General features: G+C 74.0%; 1 protein-coding gene and 1 pseudogene. One reads left to right on the top strand and one right to left on the bottom strand.

All coding sequences use genetic code 11. The annotated features are described in order from the left end of the window. The first annotated feature begins 460 nt into the window (after nucleotides 1–460). Complete coding sequence (locus tag KS423_RS45560) at nucleotides 461–865, top strand: cobalamin B12-binding domain-containing protein (protein ID WP_224285525.1); 405 nt, start codon at nucleotides 461–463, stop codon at nucleotides 863–865. A gap of 93 nt (nucleotides 866–958) precedes the next feature. Here KS423_RS45560 and KS423_RS45565 read toward each other — a convergent pair. Then, nucleotides 959–1,343: pseudogene (locus KS423_RS45565) on the bottom strand (hypothetical protein); the annotation flags it as partial.

A 1,343-nucleotide genomic window follows, 5' to 3' on the forward strand; every position in this document is an offset into this window, starting at 1 on the left:
CCACCGACGGTAGCGCGACCCGCAGCAGCGCCGTCCGGGTGGCCGCCTTGGCGGCGCCGCGGCGCTGGGCACGGGACTGCTCGCGGGCCGCGAGGCGCAGCTCGGCACGGGTCGGACGGGCGGCTGCATCGGGAGCCATCGGGGGCTGCCTCCTCGGTGGGCCTCGGACGTCGTCGGTCGAGGGAAATCAGCCGTGACTGTAGCTCCATCACCGATGCCCCGGAAAAACCCGCGGATGTCAAGGGGGCGGCCGGGGGGTCTGTGCGGAGGTTGCGGGGAGGCGGGGTATACCCGCTGGTAGCAAGGCCCGGAGCTGTGACTTTGCCCTCCTCTTCGGAGGCGGCACGGTCAACCGCGCCCGGTGGCGCTAACCTCCCCTCAGGTTGTTATTGACCGTTAACCGCGCCGGCGGCCCGCGAGGCCCGGTCGGATGGTGGACGACGAGGTCCAGGAGGCAGTCATGAGTGTGTCGGGGCCGATCCGTGTGGTGGTCGCCAAGCCCGGGCTCGACGGTCACGACCGTGGTGCCAAGGTCATCGCGCGCGCCCTGCGCGACGCCGGTATGGAGGTCATCTACACCGGCCTGCACCAGACGCCCGAGCAGGTCGTCGACACCGCGATCCAGGAGGACGCGGACGGCATCGGGCTGTCGATCCTCTCCGGCGCCCACATGACGCTGTGCGCGCGGGTGCTGGAGCTGCTGAAGGAGCGCGACGCCGAGGACATCAAGGTCTTCTGCGGGGGGATCATCCCGGACGAGGACATCGCCGAGCTCAAGGCGATGGGCGTCGCGGACATCTTCACCCCGGGCACGCCGACCCGGGACGTGGTCGCCTGGGTCGAGTCGAACCTGCGGGCCGGCTGAGCCACGGCGCGTCGAGCGGGCCGGTCCTTTCCCGGGCCGGCCCGCTCCGTCGTCCCGGCCTGTTCCTTCGTTCAGGGGCGCGGGAGCCCCGGGTCAGCCCGCCAGTTCCGCGAGCATCGCCGCCCGGAAGCGCAGGGTGCCCGCCAGCCGGGTGAAGGTCTCGGACCAGGCGGAGACCGGGGCGGCCCCGGCGGCCAGCTCCTCCACCGCGGCGGCCGTCTCCGGGGCGAGCGCGCGCTCCGTCATCCCGAGCACCCCGCTGTGGCTCCACGGGTACGCCCCGGAGGCCGCCGCCCGGGCCAGGGCGCTCACCACGGCGGTGGACAGCGGCGGCGTCCACGGGGTGGTGCAGGCGCCGAGCAGCTGGAAGGCCTCGCCCAGCCCGTGCACCTCGATGAACGCGGCCGTCCAGGCGGCGCGCTCCTCGGGCGGCAGGACGGCCAGCAGCTTGGCCGGGGCGCCGGTGGCGCGCGGCGCC

It is taken from the genome of Streptomyces sp. LS1784 (genome assembly GCF_020103755.1).
Taxonomy (GTDB): domain Bacteria; phylum Actinomycetota; class Actinomycetes; order Streptomycetales; family Streptomycetaceae; genus Kitasatospora.